At 74.2% G+C, this 16,838-nt stretch carries 17 protein-coding genes and 1 pseudogene; 9 read left to right on the forward strand and 9 right to left on the reverse strand.

The window, feature by feature from the left end; all coding sequences use genetic code 11:
* A pseudogene (locus G3I42_RS00965) lies at positions 1-291 on the reverse strand (ATPase); the annotation flags it as partial.
* Positions 292-421: 130 nt separating this feature from the next.
* Between G3I42_RS00965 and G3I42_RS00970 the strand changes: the two are divergent.
* Together G3I42_RS00970 and G3I42_RS00975 are read left to right on the forward strand one after the other, a co-directional pair.
* Positions 422-1,099 carry a uracil-DNA glycosylase gene (locus G3I42_RS00970; RefSeq protein ID WP_164281950.1) on the forward strand — a complete coding sequence of 226 codons (678 nt, stop codon included), beginning with the start codon at positions 422-424 and terminating at the stop codon, positions 1,097-1,099.
* A gap of 112 nt (positions 1,100-1,211) precedes the next feature.
* Entirely contained in the window at positions 1,212-2,321 is a 1,110-nt protein-coding gene (locus G3I42_RS00975) for an MFS transporter (RefSeq protein WP_164281976.1), read from the forward strand.
* On the opposite strand, the gene mmuM is transcribed toward G3I42_RS00975, so the two are convergent.
* Positions 2,284-3,198, reverse strand: coding sequence for a homocysteine S-methyltransferase (mmuM, locus tag G3I42_RS00980; RefSeq protein WP_164281951.1), 915 nt, complete (start codon positions 3,196-3,198; stop codon positions 2,284-2,286). The genes G3I42_RS00975 and mmuM overlap by 38 nt on opposite strands.
* A 123-nt stretch (positions 3,199-3,321) precedes the next feature.
* Between mmuM and G3I42_RS00985 the strand changes: the two genes are divergently transcribed.
* Positions 3,322-4,425, forward strand: a complete 1,104-nt coding sequence (locus G3I42_RS00985; protein ID WP_164281952.1) for an NADH:flavin oxidoreductase/NADH oxidase — start codon at positions 3,322-3,324, stop codon at positions 4,423-4,425.
* Between the two features lie 130 nt (positions 4,426-4,555).
* Positions 4,556-4,915: a helix-turn-helix domain-containing protein gene (locus G3I42_RS00990; RefSeq protein WP_164281953.1), complete on the forward strand. Its 360-nt coding sequence runs from the start codon at positions 4,556-4,558 to the stop codon at positions 4,913-4,915.
* On the opposite strand, the gene G3I42_RS00995 is transcribed toward G3I42_RS00990, so the two are convergent.
* Together G3I42_RS00995 and G3I42_RS01000 are read right to left on the reverse strand one after the other, a co-directional pair.
* Complete coding sequence (locus tag G3I42_RS00995; RefSeq protein ID WP_164281954.1) at positions 4,829-6,364, reverse strand: nucleobase:cation symporter-2 family protein; 1,536 nt, start codon at positions 6,362-6,364, stop codon at positions 4,829-4,831. The genes G3I42_RS00990 and G3I42_RS00995 overlap by 87 nt on opposite strands.
* A 272-nt stretch (positions 6,365-6,636) precedes the next feature.
* Positions 6,637-7,281 carry a DUF305 domain-containing protein gene (locus G3I42_RS01000; protein WP_164281955.1) on the reverse strand — a complete coding sequence of 215 codons (645 nt, stop codon included), beginning with the start codon at positions 7,279-7,281 and terminating at the stop codon, positions 6,637-6,639.
* Between the two features lie 170 nt (positions 7,282-7,451).
* Between G3I42_RS01000 and G3I42_RS01005 the strand changes: the two genes are divergently transcribed.
* Positions 7,452-8,939 carry a hypothetical protein gene (locus G3I42_RS01005; RefSeq protein ID WP_164281956.1) on the forward strand — a complete coding sequence of 496 codons (1,488 nt, stop codon included), beginning with the start codon at positions 7,452-7,454 and terminating at the stop codon, positions 8,937-8,939.
* Between the two features lie 144 nt (positions 8,940-9,083).
* Positions 9,084-9,377 carry a hypothetical protein gene (locus tag G3I42_RS01010; RefSeq protein ID WP_239096184.1) on the forward strand — a complete coding sequence of 98 codons (294 nt, stop codon included), beginning with the start codon at positions 9,084-9,086 and terminating at the stop codon, positions 9,375-9,377.
* Positions 9,378-9,384: 7 nt separating this feature from the next.
* Here G3I42_RS01010 and G3I42_RS01015 read toward each other — a convergent pair whose 3' ends face one another.
* The 5 genes from G3I42_RS01015 to G3I42_RS01035 form a co-directional block, all read right to left on the reverse strand.
* A complete protein-coding gene (locus tag G3I42_RS01015; RefSeq protein WP_164281957.1) occupies positions 9,385-10,098 on the reverse strand; it encodes an HAD-IA family hydrolase in 714 nt (237 codons plus the stop codon).
* Positions 10,099-10,129: 31 nt separating this feature from the next.
* Entirely contained in the window at positions 10,130-10,819 is a 690-nt protein-coding gene (locus G3I42_RS01020) for a phosphatase PAP2 family protein (RefSeq protein WP_164281958.1), read from the reverse strand.
* A gap of 98 nt (positions 10,820-10,917) precedes the next feature.
* Positions 10,918-11,853, reverse strand: coding sequence for a M56 family metallopeptidase (locus G3I42_RS01025; protein ID WP_164281959.1), 936 nt, complete (start codon positions 11,851-11,853; stop codon positions 10,918-10,920).
* 158 nt (positions 11,854-12,011) lie between these two features.
* The gene (locus G3I42_RS01030; protein ID WP_164281960.1) at positions 12,012-12,572 is read right to left on the reverse strand and encodes a DUF5134 domain-containing protein; all 561 of its coding nucleotides are present in this window, start codon (positions 12,570-12,572) and stop codon (positions 12,012-12,014) included.
* A 170-nt stretch (positions 12,573-12,742) separates the two neighbouring features.
* Entirely contained in the window at positions 12,743-13,681 is a 939-nt protein-coding gene (locus G3I42_RS01035; RefSeq protein ID WP_203606188.1) for a TIM barrel protein, read from the reverse strand.
* Between the two features lie 164 nt (positions 13,682-13,845).
* Here G3I42_RS01035 and G3I42_RS01040 point away from each other — a divergent pair, with 164 nt between their 5' ends.
* The 3 genes from G3I42_RS01040 to G3I42_RS01050 are packed head-to-tail and all read left to right on the forward strand — an operon-like array spanning position 13,846 to position 16,715.
* On the forward strand, positions 13,846-15,588 hold the full coding sequence (locus G3I42_RS01040; protein ID WP_203606189.1) for an FUSC family protein: 1,743 nt from the start codon (positions 13,846-13,848) through the stop codon (positions 15,586-15,588).
* The gene (locus G3I42_RS01045; RefSeq protein ID WP_164281963.1) at positions 15,585-16,121 is read left to right on the forward strand and encodes a MarR family transcriptional regulator; all 537 of its coding nucleotides are present in this window, start codon (positions 15,585-15,587) and stop codon (positions 16,119-16,121) included. Before G3I42_RS01040 ends, G3I42_RS01045 begins: the two co-directional genes overlap by 4 nt.
* 57 nt (positions 16,122-16,178) lie before the next feature.
* Positions 16,179-16,715, forward strand: a complete 537-nt coding sequence (locus G3I42_RS01050; protein WP_164281964.1) for a hypothetical protein — start codon at positions 16,179-16,181, stop codon at positions 16,713-16,715.
* Positions 16,716-16,838 lie beyond the last annotated feature (123 nt).

A 16,838-nucleotide genomic window follows, 5' to 3' on the forward strand; every position in this document is an offset into this window, starting at 1 on the left:
CCCCGGCAGCACGGCCCGCAGGTCGGCCCCGAGCGTCGCCATCCCCGCCGCGCCCACCACGAGCGCGGCCGGCCGCGCCCCCTCGGGCAGCGCGCCGCGCACGGCGGGCAGGAGCTGTTCGAGCAGATGCGCCGCCGAGATCCCCTCGGGCCCCGTCCGCACGGGCACCCGCGAGACGAGCACCCGCGGCTCCCGGTACGGACCCCCCGCCACCGCGAACCGCACCCCGGAACCGCCCGAGTCCACCCCCACCACGACGGGCTCACGGCCTGCGGTGTCGTACGGCGGCATGAACGGTCTCCTCGGGCACACGGGACGGGGCGGGCCGCAGCCTAGCCTCCGCACACGGGCGGCCCGCGCCGGGGAGCCCGTGCGCGGGTCCGGATTGGGACGTACGTCACTGCGCCGATAGAGTGACGCCGTGCCAGCACAACCCTTGAACGAAGTGGTCGAAGCGGGCTGGGCCGAGGCCCTCGCCCCTGTCGCCGGGCGGATCGCCGCCATGGGGGACTTCCTGCGCGGCGAGATCGCCGCCGGGCGCACGTACCTCCCGGCCGGGAAGAACATCCTGCGCGCCTTCCAGCAGCCGCTGGACGAGGTCAAGGTGCTGATCGTCGGCCAGGACCCGTACCCGACCCCGGGGATGGCCATCGGGCTGAGCTTCGCCGTCGCTCCCGAGGTGCGGCGTCTGCCGGGCTCGCTGGTCAACATCTACCGCGAACTCCAGGCCGACCTCGGCGTCCCGCAGCCCTCCAACGGCGACCTCACGCCCTGGACCCGGCAGGGCGTCCTGCTCCTCAACAGGGCCCTCACGACCGCCCCCGGCAGCCCGGCCGCACACCGGGGCAAGGGCTGGGAGGAGGTCACCGAGCAGGCGATCCGTGCCCTCGTCGCGCGCGGCAAGCCCCTCGTCTCGATCCTGTGGGGCCGCGACGCCCGCAACCTGCGTCCGCACCTCGGCGACTACCCCGCCATCGAATCGGCGCACCCCTCGCCGATGTCCGCCGACCGCGGTTTCTTCGGCTCGCGTCCCTTCAGTCGCGCCAACGACCTGCTCCTCAAGCAGGGGGCGCAGCCCGTGGACTGGCGCCTGCCGTAGTGGCGGGAGCGGGCGGAAACCGTTTGCCCGCCGCCCGTCGGACGTGTGAGCTGGCCCCGTGAACGCCTTCGCGGACAACCGGTGGCGCGCCCCGGCCGTACTCCTCGGGCTCATGCTCGCGGCCTTCGCCTTCAACACCGCCGAGAACCTGCCCGTCGGGCTGCTCGGCCGCATCGCCGCCGGTCTCGACGTGCCGCTGTGGGCGGTCGGACTGCTGGTCTCGTGCTACGGGCTGACCGTCGCGGTCGTCTCGGTACCGCTCGCCCACCTCACCCGCGCCGTGCCCCGCCGCCACCTCCTGACAGGGGTCCTCGCGGCCCTCGTCGCCTCGGGCCTCGGCGCCGCGCTCGCCCCCGCCTACCTCCCGCTCCTCGCCGCGCGCTTCGTCACCGCGCTCGCGCAGGCACTCTTCTGGGCCGTGCTCGGGCAGGTCGCCGTGGGCCTGTTCGCACCACGCCTGCGCGGCCGGGTGCTCGGGATCGTGTCGGTCGCGGGCTCCCTCGCGCTCGTCGTCGGCGTCCCGGCCGGGACGTGGATCGGGCGGCACGGCGACTGGCGGCTCCCCTTCGGTCTGCTCGCCGTCCTCGGCCTCCTCGCGCTTCTGCCGATCGCCGTCCTGCTGCCCACCACGTCACCGGAGAGCGCTCCGGCCTCGTACGCGAGCGAACCGAGCGCGCGCCGCTTCCGCGTGGTCCTCGTCTCTGTCGCGCTCTCCGCGACCGGCGGTTTCGCCGGATTCACGTACGTGGTCGAACTCCTCGGCACCGAGAGCGGTTTCGCGACGGGGACGGTGAGCCTGCTCCTCGTCTGCCTCGGCCTGGCCTGCCTCGCCGGGGTGGCCGCCACGGGCCCCTTCCTCGACCGCTTCCCCTGGGCCGCGCTCACCGCCGCCGTCGTGGTGCAGTCCGCCGGGCTCCTCGGCCTCGCCGCCGGGGCCCGCCACCAGGTGCTCGCCGTGTGCTCCCTCGCCGTGCTCGGCCTCGCGCTCGGCCCGGTCTTCCTCGCCGCGCAGAACGCCATGCTGCGCTACGCACCCCGCCGCACCGATCTCGCGCTCGCCGCCAACTCGGGCGCCTACAACGCCGGAATCGCCGCGGGCGCCGCCCTGGGCGGGCTCGTCCTGGCCGGCGCCGGGGTGCGTGCCACCTTCCTGACGGGCGGTCTCGTGAGCCTCGCCGCCGGGCTCACGCTGCTGCGCGCAGCACGTCCGCGACACCTCTGATCCCGTCCGGCCCCACCCGGCAGCACCCGCCGACGAGCCGCGCCCCGGCCGCGTACCACTCGGCGGCGAGGCCCGGCACGAAACTCGGGTCGCTGCGCCAGCCCCGCGCGTGCGCGTCCCATCGCTCGCCGCTGTTCGGGTACGCGACGCCCGGCTTCCCGCTCGCGGCGACGGCGCGCCGCACCGCGTCCGCCACCTCCAGCGGCTCGCAGCAGTTGACCCCCACCGCCACCACCTCGTCCACCTCCGCCGCGAGCCCGAAGGCCGCGTCCAGCGGCTGCCCCGCCCGCGTCTTCCCGCCCGCCACGCTGTACGAGAGCCACACGGGCACCCCGCAGCCGCGCACCACGGCGAGCAGCGCCCGCGCCTCGTCCGCGTCCGGGACGGTCTCCAGCGCGAGGACGTCGGGCCCGGCGGCGAGCAGTGCCTCGACCCGGGGGCCGTGGAAGCGTTCGAGCGCGGCCCGGTCCACTCCGTACCGTCCCCGGTACTCCGAGCCGTCCGCGAGCATCGCGCCGTACGGGCCGACCGAGGCCGCGACCCACTTGCTCCCCGAGGCGCGCGCCGCCGCCACCGACAGGGCGAGCAGTTCGCGCGTGCGCGCCGCGTCGATGCCGTGCCGCGCGAAGCCCTCGAAGCTCGCCTGGTAGCTCGCCGTCGTCGCGACCTCCGCGCCCGCTTCGACGTAGGCGCGGTGCGCCTCGGTGAGCGCGGCGGGCTCGTCGCGCAGCAACCGCGCCGACCAGAGCGCGTCCGCGAGGCCGTGCCCCGCGGCCTCCAGTTCGTTCGACAATCCGCCGTCCAGGACGACCGCCCGCTCGCGCAGCGCCCGGACGAACCCCTCGGAGCCGCTCGCCCGCGTATCCGTACCGTCCATGCCCCCAGGCTAGGCCGCGACGACGGGACCGCCACCGGCCGCTTGATACGAGAGTTTTCGTATTACGAGGATATTCGTACTATGCTCGGAGGTCCCGCCACCTCACCACGAAAGGGGAATCGCGTGAGCGCGCTCTTCGAGCCCTACGCCCTCCGGTCGCTGACCGCCCGCAACCGGCTCTGGATGGCGTCCATGTGCCAGTACAGCGCCGTCCCGGACGGGCCGGAACAGGGAGTGCCGAACGACTGGCACTTCCAGCACCTCGCCGCGCGCGCCACCGGCGGCACCGGGCTCATCCTCACCGAGGCGACCGGCGTCAGCCCCGGGGCCCGCATCAGCCCGTACGACCTCGGGCTGTGGAACGACGCGCAGGTGGAGGGCTTCCGCCGGATCACGCGTTTCCTCGACGAGCAGGGCGCCGTCTCCGGCGTCCAGCTCGCCCACGCCGGGCGCAAGGCCTCGACGGAGCGCACCTGGGTCGACCGCGGCGCCCCCATCCCCGCGGGCGCGGAGCACGGCTGGACGCCCGTCGCCCCGAGCGCGCTCGCCTTCACGGACGCCCACACCGTCCCCGAGGAACTGACCGAGGACGGCATCCGCGAGATCGTCGGCCAGTTCGCGGACGCGGCCCGCCGCGCGCTCGACGCCGGATTCCGTACCGCCGAGATCCACGGCGCGCACGGCTACCTCATCCACCAGTTCCTCTCCCCGTACAGCAACCACCGCACCGACGCCTACGGCGGCTCCTACGAGAACCGCACCCGCTTCGCGCGCGAGGTCGTCGACGCCGTACGCGCCGTGTGGCCCGAGGAGCTGCCGCTGCTCTTCCGCATCTCGGCCACCGACTGGTTCGAGGAGGACCCCGAGGACCCGCGCACGGGCTGGACCGCCGACGAGACCGTCGCCTTCGCCCGCACCCTCAAGGAGCACGGCGTCGACCTCCTCGACGTCTCCACGGGCGGCATCTCGCCCACCGCGCCGATCGCGAGCGGCCCCGGCTACCAGGTGCGTTTCGCCGAGCGGGTCAAGAACGAGACGGACCTCGCGGCAGCCGCCGTCGGGCTCATCACCGAGGCGCGGCAGGCCGAGAAGATCCTCGCGGACGGCCAGGCCGACGCGATCCTCCTCGGCCGCGAACTCCTGCGCGACCCGTACTTCGCCGTGCGCGCCGCCACGGAACTCGGCGAGCGGCCCTACGTGGCGCAGCCCTACCACCGCGCCTACTGAGCCCGCCCGCGCGGCATCACCCGGCGTGTGCCGGTGCGGCCCCCGTCGTCAGGGGAGCGGCACCGGCACGCGTCGTACGATGGCCGCGCACCGACCGCCCGTACCCCGCCCGCCCCGCCTGGAGCCAGCCGTGACGACCCCCGCCGCAGGCAGCCGCGCCCTGCCGCACCCCGAGCGCGCCGAGATCCGGCTCGAAGCGGTGCTCCACGCGCTCGCCGACCCGCTGCGGCTGCGCATCGTGCGCGAACTCGCGGCGCGGGAACGGGAACTGAACTGCTCGGAGTTCCCCCTCCCGGTCACCAAGTCGACCTCGACGCACCACTTCCGGGTACTGCGCGAGAGCGGAGTGGTGCGCCAGGTCTACCGGGGCACGGCGAAGCTCAACGGGCTGCGCAGGGACGACCTAGACGCACTCTTCCCCGGACTTCTCGACCGCGTCCTCGACGCCGCCGCCCGCGAGGCCGACCGGCTCGGCACGCCCGTCCGCTGAGGACGCCGGGGGCTCGGGGGAGACCGGCGTGGTGGGGGAGCCGGACGCAGTGGCCGGGGCGGTGGGTTCCCCGTCCGTCGCTTTTGCCGGCTCCGGTGCCGCGTCCGCCGGCTCCGGCGACTTCGCGCCCGGCAGGTGGTGGAAGAGCAGGTTCAGGACGAGCGCCGTGAGGCATCCCGCGCTGATCCCGCTGTGCATGACCGTCTGGAACCAGTCCGGGAAGCGGTCGTAGACCGTCGGGACGCCCACCGGGAGCAGTCCCACCGCGAGCGCGACCGCGACCACCGTCAGGTTGTGGTTGCCCTTGAAGTCGACCTCCGCGAGCGTGCGCAGTCCGCTCGCCGCGACCGTCCCGAACATGACCAGCCCGGCCCCGCCGAGGACGGGCGCGGGCACCGCGGCGACCACCGCGCCCAGCTTCGGCAGCAGTCCGAGCAGGACGAGCATCCCGCCGGCCGCCGCGACCACCCAGCGGCTGCGCACCCGCGTCATCCCGACGAGCCCCACGTTCTGCGCGAAGGCCGTGTACGGGAAGGTGTTGAAGACACCGCCGAGCACGGTCGAGATCCCGTCCGCGCGCAACCCGTCCGCGAGGGTGCCGGGCTCCGCCGCGCGCCCCGTCATCTCGCCGACCGCGATGATGTCCCCCGAGGTCTCCGTCATCGACACGAGCGAGACGATGAGCAGCGACACGATCGCGCCCGCCTCGAAGGTGGGCGCACCGAAGTGGAACGGGGTGCTGATCCCCGCCCAGTCCGCGTCACCGACACCGCCGAAGTCCGTGAAGCCGAACGGGATCGCGACCAGGACACCCGCGACGATCCCGACGAGCACCGCGATCCGGCCAAGGACCGCGGGCGCGAACCGCTGCACGCCGATCACGACGAGCAGCACGAAGAGGGCGAGCGCGAGGTTCTTCGGCGCGCCGAAGTCCTTCGCACCCTCGCCCCCCGCGACCCAGGCCCCCGCGACCGGCATGAGCGAGAGACCGATCACGAGGATGACCGTGCCCGTCACGAGCGGCGGGAAGAAACGCAGCAGCCGCCCGAAGACCGGCGCGAGCAGCACCATCGCGAGCCCCGCGACGATCACGGCCCCGTAGATCGCGGGCAGCCCGCCCGAGCCCGTACCGATGAGCACCATCGGCGCGACGGCGGCGAACGTACAGCCCTGCATGAGCGGAAGCCGGACCCCGAACCGCCACACGCCGACGCACTGGATGAGGGTCGCGATCCCGGATATCAGCAGGTCGGCGGTGATGAGGTACGCGAGATCGGCGGGCGGCAGCTTCATCGCCCCGCCCACGATCAGCGGGACGGCGACCGCGCCCGCGTACATCGCGAGCACGTGCTGGAGCCCGAAGGCGAAGAGCGAGAGCGGCGGCGGCACTTCGTCCACGGGGTGAACGGCCTTCACGGGCCGTCCGGCGGCCGGTGGTGCGCTCGGCATGGGCACTCCTGGGGAACGGCGGACCGCGCGGGCCCGCGGCGGACGGGGACAGGGCAGAGTGTGGGGGAAGGTTCAACTGGCTGGAACCGTAGGGAACTTAAACATTGTGTTGATGTCCGCGGGGTTTCCGCGCGGTTTCCCCGGCCCCGGCCTCGCCCACCTGCGAGCGAGCCCCCGCCGCGGCGCCCCTCTCGGTCTCCGCGGATGCCCCGCCCGGTCCTCCGTCCCCGTCGACGCCCCGCCCGGCCCCTCGGTCCCTGTGGACGTCCCGCTCAGTCCTTCGCCAGCGCCTCCATGCGGTGGATCTCGCTGCTCTGCTGGGCCACCACGTCGTTCGCCATCTCCTCGACCCGCAGGTTGTTGCCGCCCCCCAGAACCTCGCCCGCCATGTCGATCGCGCCTTCGTGGTGCTTCGTCATGAGCCGCAGGAAGAGCTGATCGAAGTCCTTGCCGTGCGCCGCCTTCAAGCGGGCGAGCTGCGCCTTCGTCGCCATGCCGGGCATCGCGCCGTGCTCGTGCCCGGGGGTGCGGGTCCCCTTCGGGTCGTACTGGTGCTGCCAGCCCTTCATCGCGTCGATCTCCGGGCCCTGCGTGTCCGCGATCCGCTCGGCCAGCGCCTTGACCCCGGCCGAGGACGCCCGTTCCGGGGCGAGCGCGCTCATCTCGATCGCCTGCGCGTGATGGGCCGTCATCATCGCCACGTAGCGGAAATCGGCCGTGTTGGGCCGGTCGTCCTCCTTCTTGGCCGATTCCGCCTCCCTGGGGGAGAGCGTTTTCGCCGGTTCTCCGGGTTTCCCCGGCGCGATCACCGAACTCGCCGAAGTCTTCGGCTTCTTGGCCCCGCCATCCGGCTCCTGACCTCCTCCTCCGCACGCCGCGAGCCCCAGGCACAGGGCGAGCGACAGTACGCCCCGCACGCCCCACCGGACACCAGGGGAACCAGAAGATTCCATGACGATCCTGTTACCCGCTCTTGATATGTGCATGAGGAGCACGATACTTCGATCAGTCCCCGAACCATTCAACTCCGTTTCCTGGCTGCCGAGATCGGGCGGGCAGGGGCGGAGAAGAGGGAGAAGAGGAAGCAGTGACCCTGTCCAACCACCCCCACACCCGGCGCAGACGCCTCGGTGTCGGCGCCGCGGCGGCGGGACTGCTCGCCGCGCTGTTCGCCGCGGGCCCCGCGGCGGCGACGCCGGGCCCCGGCGACGAGAGCGCCTCCCGTACGGCGGTCAGCTCCGAGGCCGCCGCGTCCGCCAAGAAGGACGTGGCCGCCGGCGAGATACCGGGCCAGGACGAGATAGTCCACTCCCGCAACATCGAGCACCTCAGCAACACCCCCAAGGACGCGCTGGCGAGCACCAACTCCGACCTCGCCTTCCAGGGCAAGTACGCCTTCGCCGGGAACTACGACGGCTTCCGCGTCTTCGACCTCAGCAACCCGAAGAAGCCGCGCACCGTCACGCAGGTGCTGTGCCCCGGCTCGCAGAACGACATCTCTGTCTCGGGCGACCTGCTCTTCCTGTCCACGGACTCCTCGCGCAGCGACGACTCCTGCAACAGCACGACGCAGCCCGCGACCGAGAAGTCCTCCTGGGAGGGCATCAAGGTCTTCGACATCAGCGACGTGCGGCACCCCGCGTACGTCGCCTCCGTCGAGACCTCCTGCGGCTCGCACACCCACACGCTCGTCCCCGAGCGCAAGGACGTGTACGTGTACGTGTCCTCGTACTCGCCGAGCGCCACGTTCCCGGACTGCCAGCCGCCGCACGACGGGATCTCCGTCATCAAGGTGCCGCGCAAGTCGCCGCAGCAGGCGAAGGTCGTCGACTTCCCCGTCCTCTTCCCGGACGGCGGAAACCCGGGCGGCTCCGTCAACCCGGGCGTCTCGGCCACGACCGGCTGCCACGACATCACCACACTGCCCTCCGAGGACCTCGCGGCCGGGGCCTGCATGGGTGACGGCATCCTGCTCGACATCAAGAACCCGGCGAAGCCGCGCGTCATCGACCGTGTCCAGGACAACGAGAACTTCGCGTTCTGGCACTCCGCCACCTTCAACCAGAAGGCGAACAAGGTCGTCTTCACCGACGAACTCGGCGGCGGCGGCGCGGCCACCTGCAACGCGCAGGTCGGCCCGGACAAGGGCGCCGACGGCATCTACGACATCGTCGGCAAGGGCGACAAGCGCAAGCTCGTCTTCCGCTCCTACTACAAGATCCCGCGCCACCAGGCCGACACCGAGAACTGCGTCGCCCACAACGGCTCGCTCATCCCGGTCAAGGGCAAGGACCTCATGGTCCAGGCGTGGTACCAGGGCGGCGTCTCCGTCTGGGACTTCACCGACTCCACCAAGCCCCAGGAGATCGCCTACTTCGAACGCGGCCCCCTCAGCACCGACCAGCTCGCCCTGGGCGGCTCCTGGTCCGCGTACTACTACAACGGCCTGATCTACTCCAACGACATCGAGAAGGGCTTCGACGTCCTGAAGATCACCGACCGCCGCACCGACCCGGCCAAGCGGATCAAGGTCGACGAACTCAACGTCCAGACCCAGCCGGACTACTTCGACTGAGCCCTGGGCACGGGCCCACGAGGTCCGCGTGTGCGAAGTCGTCCTCCGCACATGTCCGGGCCGACGCGCCACTGCGGCGGGCTGCCTCCCTCGGGAGGCAGCCCGCCCTTGTGCCGTGGGAAAGGCGCGTGAGGAAGCCGCGGGATGAGCAGTGCGATGACGGGACCGCAAGAGGGGGCCGACTGGGCCGGCGGCGACGAAGGGCGGCGGCTCGCCCCCTACGCCGGAGAGCCGGACGCCGACGCGGCCTTGCCCGCGCTCCTGCTCGACGCGGCGGACAGCGCCGTGAGCCGTTGCACTGCCGAGGCGCTGGCGCGTACCGGCTCGCCCGCCGCCGCGCGGCTGCTCACCGAGGCGCTGGGCCTCGCCGACGCCTCCCTCGGCGACTGGATCGAGACCGGCATCGACGACGCGAAGACGCCCCCGCCGCCCCCCTGAGCTCCGCTCAGGCCCCCGCGTCCACCAGCCCCAGCACAGGCCGCAGTCCCGCCGGGCGGGATGTCACCGGCAGGTGCTCCACGAAGTGGACCGCGCAGCCGAGGGCGCTCGCGCCGCCGTCCGCCTCGCGGCTGTCGCCCACCATCAGCGTCTCCGGGCCGCTCGCGCCGAGCAGCCCGCACGCCGTCGCGAAGAGCCGCGCGTCCGGCTTCTGCACCCCGTGCTCGAAGGAGAGCGTGTACGCGTCGACGAAAGCGTCCAGGCCGTGCGCCCGGAAGACCGGGCGGATGTCCCAGCCGACGTTGCTCACCACGCCGACCCTGACCCCCCGCGCCCGCAACCCCGCGAGGACGTCGTGCGCGTCCGGGTAGGGCCGCCAGCCCTCGGGCCGCATGTGCCGCGCGTACAGCTCCTCGTGCAGCGCGTCGTCCGGCAGCGGCACGTGCCGGGACAGCCCCGTGTACGCGGCCCGGTGCGCCGCCGCGCTCTCGTCCCGTACAGGCCACAGCTCCGCCGTCCGCGCGTCCGGGAACCGCACCGGCGCGCCCGGCGCTCCGCCCGGCTGGGCCCCCACCCGTTCCAGCTCCGCCGCCAGCTCGACGACGCGCGCCTCCGGCAGGACGTGTCCCGTCGCGGCGAGCGTCCCGCGCAGCCACTCCTCGGCCGGCTCGATGCGCAGCAGGGTGCCGGAGAAATCGAAAAGGACCGTCTTGATCGTCATACGAAGATCCTCGGGGCGGCCCCGGGCCCGGTCAAGACGCCCCTCGGTCGCGCCGCGCCCCCGTCCCGAGCACGACGAGCAGCGCCCCGAGCAGCCAGCCGCCGACCACGTCGCTCGGCCAGTGCACCCCGAGCCACACCCGCGTCAGCCCCACCCCGGCGACGCTCGCCACGAGCAGCGCGCCCACCGCCCAGAGCACCGGGCGCGGCGTCCCGTACAGGCGCAGCACCCACCACAAAAGCCCGCTCACCACCGTCGCCGTCAGCGCGTGCCCCGAGGGGTAGGCGGCGAAGTGCGCGGAATCCACCGGGTCGGGCCACACCGGCCGCTCCCGGCCCACCACCGCCTTCACGAGTTGCTGGAGCACCGTGCCCGCGACGCAGACCACCGCGATCCGCACGGCGAGATCCCGCGCCCCGCGAGCGAACAGCCACACCACGAGAACCGCGGCGAGCAACCGGAACGTCCACGGGTCCCACACCCAGTCGCTCAGCACCCGGCAGGTATGCGTCAGCCCGCCATGCCGCACGGCCTGCCGGTGGGCGGAGCGGGCGAGCGAGGAATCGAGCGAGAGCAGCGGTCGCCACGAGGCGGCCACGAGCGCGAGGAGGAGCGCCGAGAGCGCGCCGAGGACGAGAGCTGCCGCGCCCCGCCGCCGTACGCGCGGGGGCGTCCCGTGCCCCGGCGGGGTGCGGGCGGTACCGGTGGTCGCTGGAGCCATACGGGTTCCTCGGTGGGCTGCGGGCGGAACGCGACGCTTCGCGCGCCCGTCGTACGCGACGCGTACGTCCGCAGAGCCTACGGCTCCCGCCCCCCGTCTCAGCCGAGCGCGCGCAGGGCCGGGACGAGCGCGACGAGTACGGGGACGAGCGGGACGAGCGCGCCCGCCGCCGTCCACTGGAGCCTGCGGCCCGCCGTCAGCCGCGGATGGGCCTTCAGGAGCCGGTCCACGCGGCGCGGCACGTCGGCGTGCGGGGTGGGCGCGGGACCGAAGACACCCCTGTCCTCGTTCAGCTCGACGAGCGCGAGGGCCGTGGTCATGCGCCCGAAGCGGCGCGAGGCGACATCGTCGGCCGCGAGCTCGACGAGCCGGTGCATCTCGTCGCGGAACGCGGCGAAGACCGGGACCTGCGGGAACCCCCGGGCGAGCGCCCCCGAGCAGTAGAGGAGCCAGTCGTGACGCGCGTGCGCGTGGCCGAGTTCGTGGGCGAGGACCGCGTCGAGCTTGCGGCCCTTCAGGCGGCGCAGCGCCGCCGTGGTGATGACGAGCTGCGGGGGAGTGCCGGGCAGCCACCACGCCTCGGGCTTCTCGCCCTCCAGCACCCGTAGCCGCTCCGTGGCCGGCCCCTCGCCCGGGAGCCGCGGCGAGCGCGTCCTGAGCGCCGCGCGCTCGGCGCGCCTGCGCCGCCTGCTCTCGCGGATCTCCCGCGTCAGCATCGCGGCCGTCCAGGCCCCGCCCGCCGCCAGGACGAGCGCGGTCGCCCCCGCCCACGGGCCCGCGGTACCGAGCGCGTACGCGTCGATCACGCCGTGCGGCGCGGAGGCGAAGAGCTGCCCGCGCACCGCCTTCCAGGCCGCCGCCGCGCTCAGCGCCATCGCGAGGGCGCAGCACATGAGGACGCCCCCCACGACGCACTGCCACAGCCACAGCGCCACGATCGGCTCGCGGTCCGTCCACGGGACACGGGCGATCACGCGAGGGGCGAGCACGGCGGTGAGCGCGCCGAGCAGGAGCAGGGCCACCGGGACCATCATGCGTGCAGCCTATGGGGACGGCCGGTTCGGAAGATACAGACTTTCATGGCAAGTGACGCACGCCACGGCGGGTCGCGCCCCGCTACAGGGCGCGCACGCCCCGTGCGCGCGCTGCCGGGCGCCGCAGGGGGGCGTCACGTGAGGGACGCAGGGCGGGTTCACACCGTGAGCAGCATCGCGAGCATCCCCGTCGCCATCGCGAGCCGGCAGGCCCGTACGACCTCGGTGCGGCCCGTCCAGTGGGTGGGCGCGGGGCTCTGCGGGCCGCCGGCCGGGACGAGGCGCGCGCCGGTGCGGAGCACGTAGGCCGCGTAGTAGACGAGGAGCAGGCCCGTGACCAGCGGGACCCCGCCGGACATGGGGGCGCCGCCGTGGCCGGCGTGCCCGGCGGGGGCGCTCGCCATCGCCCAGGCCATGTAGACCATGGCGAGGGTGCCCACGAGGTGGTGCACGTGGTGCGCCGAGCCCGCGCGCGCCGCCCACAGCGCCCGCAGCGCCGCGGCGCCGAAGACGACGGCGTAGCAGATCCAGGTCCAGGCCGGTGGCCGGAGTACGGCGGCGGGCACCGCCATGACGGCCATCGCGAGACCCATGAGCGCTTCCCCGCCCGCCGTGCCCCGCACGCCCTGGCCGGGAGCGCGCATCCGCAGCAGGCAGTACGCCGACGTGGCCGCGCACAGCGCGACGAGCAGCCAGGCGGCCGGTCCCGGAGCGTGCACGGCGATCCCCCCGTCGAGGCCCTCAGAGGCCGAGAGTCATGACGGAAGGGACCTGCCCACGGCAGGCGGCGCCCAAGGGGTCGCACGGGGGTACGTGGGGGAGTGCGAGGGGCGCGGAGGGAGGAACGCCGTCCATGGCCGTCCGAGTGGACTCTTGTACGGGCGCCGTCTCAGAGCGCTCCGGGCATCCGGGGGCGGCCGTGCGGGGAAGCCGGGGGGAGGCCGGTGGTGGCCTGGTCCCCGGTGGCCGGGACGGGGGAGTGCGGGCGGGCGCCGTCGACCGGGCGGCCCGGGAAGTCGGCCTCCTCCAGGACGCCGACGCACGCGCGGTGGACCTGGCGGGCCGTGAGGCGGGGGTCCTGGACGTCCAGCATGTCGGAGACGACCTCGGCGGCGAGGGAGGCCCGCACGCCGTGGGCGCGCAGCGTGTCCAGCATCCCCGCCACATGGCCGCCGCCCTCGCCCGGCAGGAGCCGGTGGTGGCGGGCCTCGTAGCGCGGGTCGCGCAGCGGGGTGCGCAGCGCGTCGGCGAGCTGGACGGCGATGATCCGCTCGGCGGGAACGGGGGCCAGGTCGGCGGCGGTCGCGCCCGAGCGCGCCCAGTGCCAGCAGTCGACGAGAATGCCGCCGTTCGCGTCGCCCGCCGCCGCGACGACCTCCCAGGCCGCGCCGATCGTCGGGATGCCCGCGTACGGGAGGAATTCGAGCGCGGCGCGCGCGCCGCTGGCGGCGGCCTTGCGGCACACGTCCGCGAACCCGGCGGCCAGCTCGTCGAGCGGGCACTCGGCGAAGACCGTGGCGTGGACGCGTTCGGGGCGGAACAACTCGACGAGCCGCCCCGCGAGCGCGTCGTCCTCGCGCGCCCGCCGGCCGGCGCCCCCGCCCCAGGCCGTGAGCAGCTCGATCTCCGTCACGCGCAGTCCGCGCGCGGCGAGCAGGTCGGCCATCCTGCGGTCGGTCCACCCGGCCTCCAGCGCGTCCTTGTACTGCTCCACGGACAGGCCGAGGCCCTGGAAACCCGCCTCGGCGGCAGCCCCCACCCGGGTGCCGAAGGGCACGGCGCGAAGAGTCTGGGCACTCAGGGTCAGCTCGTAGGACACGAGGCTCATCCTAACTTCGGCGCGCTCAACTGGGGAAACCCCGGCCCTTACGAGTGATTTTCGGGCCGCGCGACCGATGCGGCGCGGGCCGGGCCCGGCCCGGTGGACCCCAGCGGCGACGGCACTCAGTGCCGCAATCGTTCACGAGTAAAACACCTGTTAAGGTTATGGGTATGAGCAGTCCGTCCAGCGCCCCCGCACGTCCCCGCGTCCCCAAGCTCCCCCTCGCCGGAGTGCTGCGTCCCGGCAGACTCAACGACCTCTGGTTCAAGCCGGCGACCGGCAACGTCGCCTCGATGCTCGTGCCGATGGTCGTCCTGCTCGTGCTCGACCGCCTCGACCTCGCCCCGTACACGATGGCCGGCTCGCTGTGCGCGCTCTACGGCCACAACATCCCGTACGCCCGGCGCGCCCGCGTCGTGCTCTGGGTCATCGCGGGGATGCTCTCCGGCCTCGCCATCGCCATGCTCACCTCGGCCGCGACGGACTCCGTCGCCCTGCTCGTGCTCGTCGGCGCCGCGCTCGCCGCACTCCAGAAGGTGGTGTGCGAGGCCACGGGCATCGGCGCCCCGGGCCCCGTGATCTTCGCCTTCGTCAGCTCGGCGACCCTCTTCGTCCCGCAGACCTTCGGCGCGATACCCGGCCACCTGGGCCTCGCGGCCGGCGCCGCCGCGCTCTCGTGGTGCGTGACCATGGCCCCCGGGCTGCTGCGCCCCAACGGGCCCGAGCGCCGCGCCACCGCGCGCGCCCTCGAAGCGACCGCGGCCCTGCTCGTGGGCGAGCCCTCCGGCCCCGCCCACGACCGGGCCCGTTCCGCCGCCGCGGCGGCGATCGAGGCCGCCTGGCACTCCCTCTACGCCGCCCGGCGCCGCACCCCGGTACGCCGCGCGCTCGAACGCCTCCTCGTCCGGGCCGAGACCGCCCTCGCCTCCCCCCGCGAAGCCGACGCCGCCCTGCTCGCCCGGTACGCCTCGCAGACACGCGGCACCCGTCCCGTGCCCGTCCCCGAGGGGCTGGACGAGCAGGCCCTGAGCGAACTCGCGGGCATCGACCTCGACCGCGCCGCCCAGCCCCGCGCCCCGCACCCGCTGCTGCGGGCCTTCGCCCCCGGCTCCCCGCTCCTGCCCGTCCTCGCCCGGGTCTTCCTCGGCTCCGCCCTCGCCGGACTCGCCGCCTGGGGCATCGGCAGCGACCGCCCCTACTGGGCGATCGTCACCGCCCTGTCGATCTTCCAGACGAATGTCACGACCACGTGGACCCGCGCGATCCAGCGCGTCTTCGGCAACCTCGTCGGCGTCGGCGTCTTCGCCGCCCTCGCCCCGCTCGCCCACGCCACGCCCGTCGCGCTCGTCGTGCTCGTCCTGTGCCTGTGCTTCGCCGCCGAGGCGTTCATGCCGCGCAACTACTGGATGGGCCAGATCTGGGTGACCCCCATGGCGCTCCTGGTCAGCGAGTTCGCCGCCGTGCGTCCGACCGGGGAACTCGTCGGGGACCGCGTGCTCGACAGCATGGTCGGCGCCCTCATCGGCATCGTCGCCGCGTTCTTCGTCACCAACCGCCGCGCGGGCGCCCACCTGGAGCGCGTCCTCACCGCGGCCGAGGCCGCCCAGCGCGAGACCGAGGCGCTCCTGGCCCGCCCCGAGGCCGGCCCCGCCGCGCTGGAGCGGGCCCGGCGCAGGCTCACCGGAGCCCTCGTCGCGGTGCGCGCCGCCGCCGACGCCGCCGCGGGCGAGTGGTGGCAGCGGGCCCTGCCCGAACAGCGGGTGCTCGACGTGGAGCGGGCCGGACACCGTACGCTCGCGTCGACAGTCGCACGTCAGGGCTTCCTGGCCGCCGGCGGCCGGCCCGAGCGGGCCACCGCCACCGCCGAGGACGCGGTACGACGTGCCAGGCCGCAGGAGGACACCCCCGTATGACCACGGCGAACGACCCGGCCGAGCCGGTCCACCACGACTCGGTGGCCACCGTCGTACGGCAGTGGCGCTCGGTGCACCCCGGCATCGACACCGCGCCGATGGAACTGATCGGCCGGGTCAACCGCTGCGCCGCCCTCTTCCAGCAGGCCGAGGACGCGCCCCTGCGGCGCGGCGGGCTCAGCCGCGCCGAGTTCGATGTACTCGGCGCGCTGCGCCGCACGGGCGACGAACTGACCCCCGGCGAGCTGGCCCGCGAGACGTACTCCTCGGGCGCCGCCGTCACCAAGCGGCTGCGCCGGCTCCAGGAACGCGGGCTCGTCGAACGCCGGACCGATCCGCACGACCGGCGGGTCAGCAGGGTCACCCTCACCGCGGCGGGCACCGCGCTCGTCGACGACCTCCTGCCCGACCAGCTCTCCTACGAGTCCACCGTCCTCGACGGGCTGCCGCCCGACGAGCGCGAACGGCTCGTGGGGCTGCTCGGCGAACTCCTCGGCCAGCTCGAAGGACGCCTCGGCGGTCCGAGGTACTGAGCCGCGGGCCGGAAAACGGGCTGCCCCGCGCGGCAGGGCCTGCCAGGGTGATCGCTCATGACCACGTACGAACTCCTCCTCATCGGCGGCGGCGCGGGCGTCGGCAAGACCAGCGTCGGCTTCGAGGTCTCCGCCGCCCTGCGCGCGTCGGGGACGGCGCACTGCCTCATCGAGGGCGACTTCATGGACCAGATCCACCCCGCCCCCGCCGACGACCCGCACCGCTCCGCCATCACCGAGCGCAACACCGCCGCCGTCTGGGCGAACTACGCGGCCCTCGGCCAGCGCCGTCTCGTCTACACGAACACCGTGAGCGTCCTCGAAGCGCCCATGCTCGCGCGGGCCATGGGCGGCGACGAGGTCAGGACGACCCTGATCCTTCTCACCGCCACCGAGGCCACCGTGCGTGAGCGGCTCACCGCCCGCGAGATCGGCTCCGAGGCCGAGGCGCACATCGAGCGGAGCCTGCGCATGGCGCACCGCCTGGAGGCGGAGGCTCCGGCGGCCACGGTGCGCCTCGCGACCGACGGGCGGTCCGTGGCGGACATCGCGGCCGACGTGGTGCGGGCGAGCGGCTGGACGGCGGACTGCTGAGGCGGCATCCCGGCGGAGTAGCCGGGCGGCGGACAGCCCAAGCGTCTTCGGCCGAGCGGTCGCCGAGCGCCGTACCGCCGCCGAGCCGCCGAGCGCCATACGGCGGTTCGGTGGGTGGCCGCG

This window comes from Streptomyces sp. SID11385, from assembly GCF_010548245.1.
Taxonomy (GTDB): Bacteria; Actinomycetota; Actinomycetes; order Streptomycetales; family Streptomycetaceae; genus Streptomyces.

Coding starts and splice junctions, on each gene's coding strand:
- G3I42_RS00975 (WP_164281976.1), top strand. CDS start 1,212: ATGCTCGCGGCCTTCGCCTTCAACACCGCCGAGAACCTGCCCGTCGGG.
- mmuM (WP_164281951.1), bottom strand. CDS start 3,198: ATGGACGGTACGGATACGCGGGCGAGCGGCTCCGAGGGGTTCGTCCGG.
- G3I42_RS00995 (WP_164281954.1), bottom strand. CDS start 6,364: ATGCCGAGCGCACCACCGGCCGCCGGACGGCCCGTGAAGGCCGTTCAC.
- G3I42_RS01010 (WP_239096184.1), top strand. CDS start 9,084: ATGAGCAGTGCGATGACGGGACCGCAAGAGGGGGCCGACTGGGCCGGC.
- G3I42_RS01015 (WP_164281957.1), bottom strand. CDS start 10,098: ATGACGATCAAGACGGTCCTTTTCGATTTCTCCGGCACCCTGCTGCGC.
- G3I42_RS01020 (WP_164281958.1), bottom strand. CDS start 10,819: ATGGCTCCAGCGACCACCGGTACCGCCCGCACCCCGCCGGGGCACGGG.
- G3I42_RS01025 (WP_164281959.1), bottom strand. CDS start 11,853: ATGATGGTCCCGGTGGCCCTGCTCCTGCTCGGCGCGCTCACCGCCGTG.
- G3I42_RS01035 (WP_203606188.1), bottom strand. CDS start 13,681: ATGAGCCTCGTGTCCTACGAGCTGACCCTGAGTGCCCAGACTCTTCGC.
- G3I42_RS01040 (WP_203606189.1), top strand. CDS start 13,846: ATGAGCAGTCCGTCCAGCGCCCCCGCACGTCCCCGCGTCCCCAAGCTC.
- G3I42_RS01045 (WP_164281963.1), top strand. CDS start 15,585: ATGACCACGGCGAACGACCCGGCCGAGCCGGTCCACCACGACTCGGTG.
- G3I42_RS01050 (WP_164281964.1), top strand. CDS start 16,179: ATGACCACGTACGAACTCCTCCTCATCGGCGGCGGCGCGGGCGTCGGC.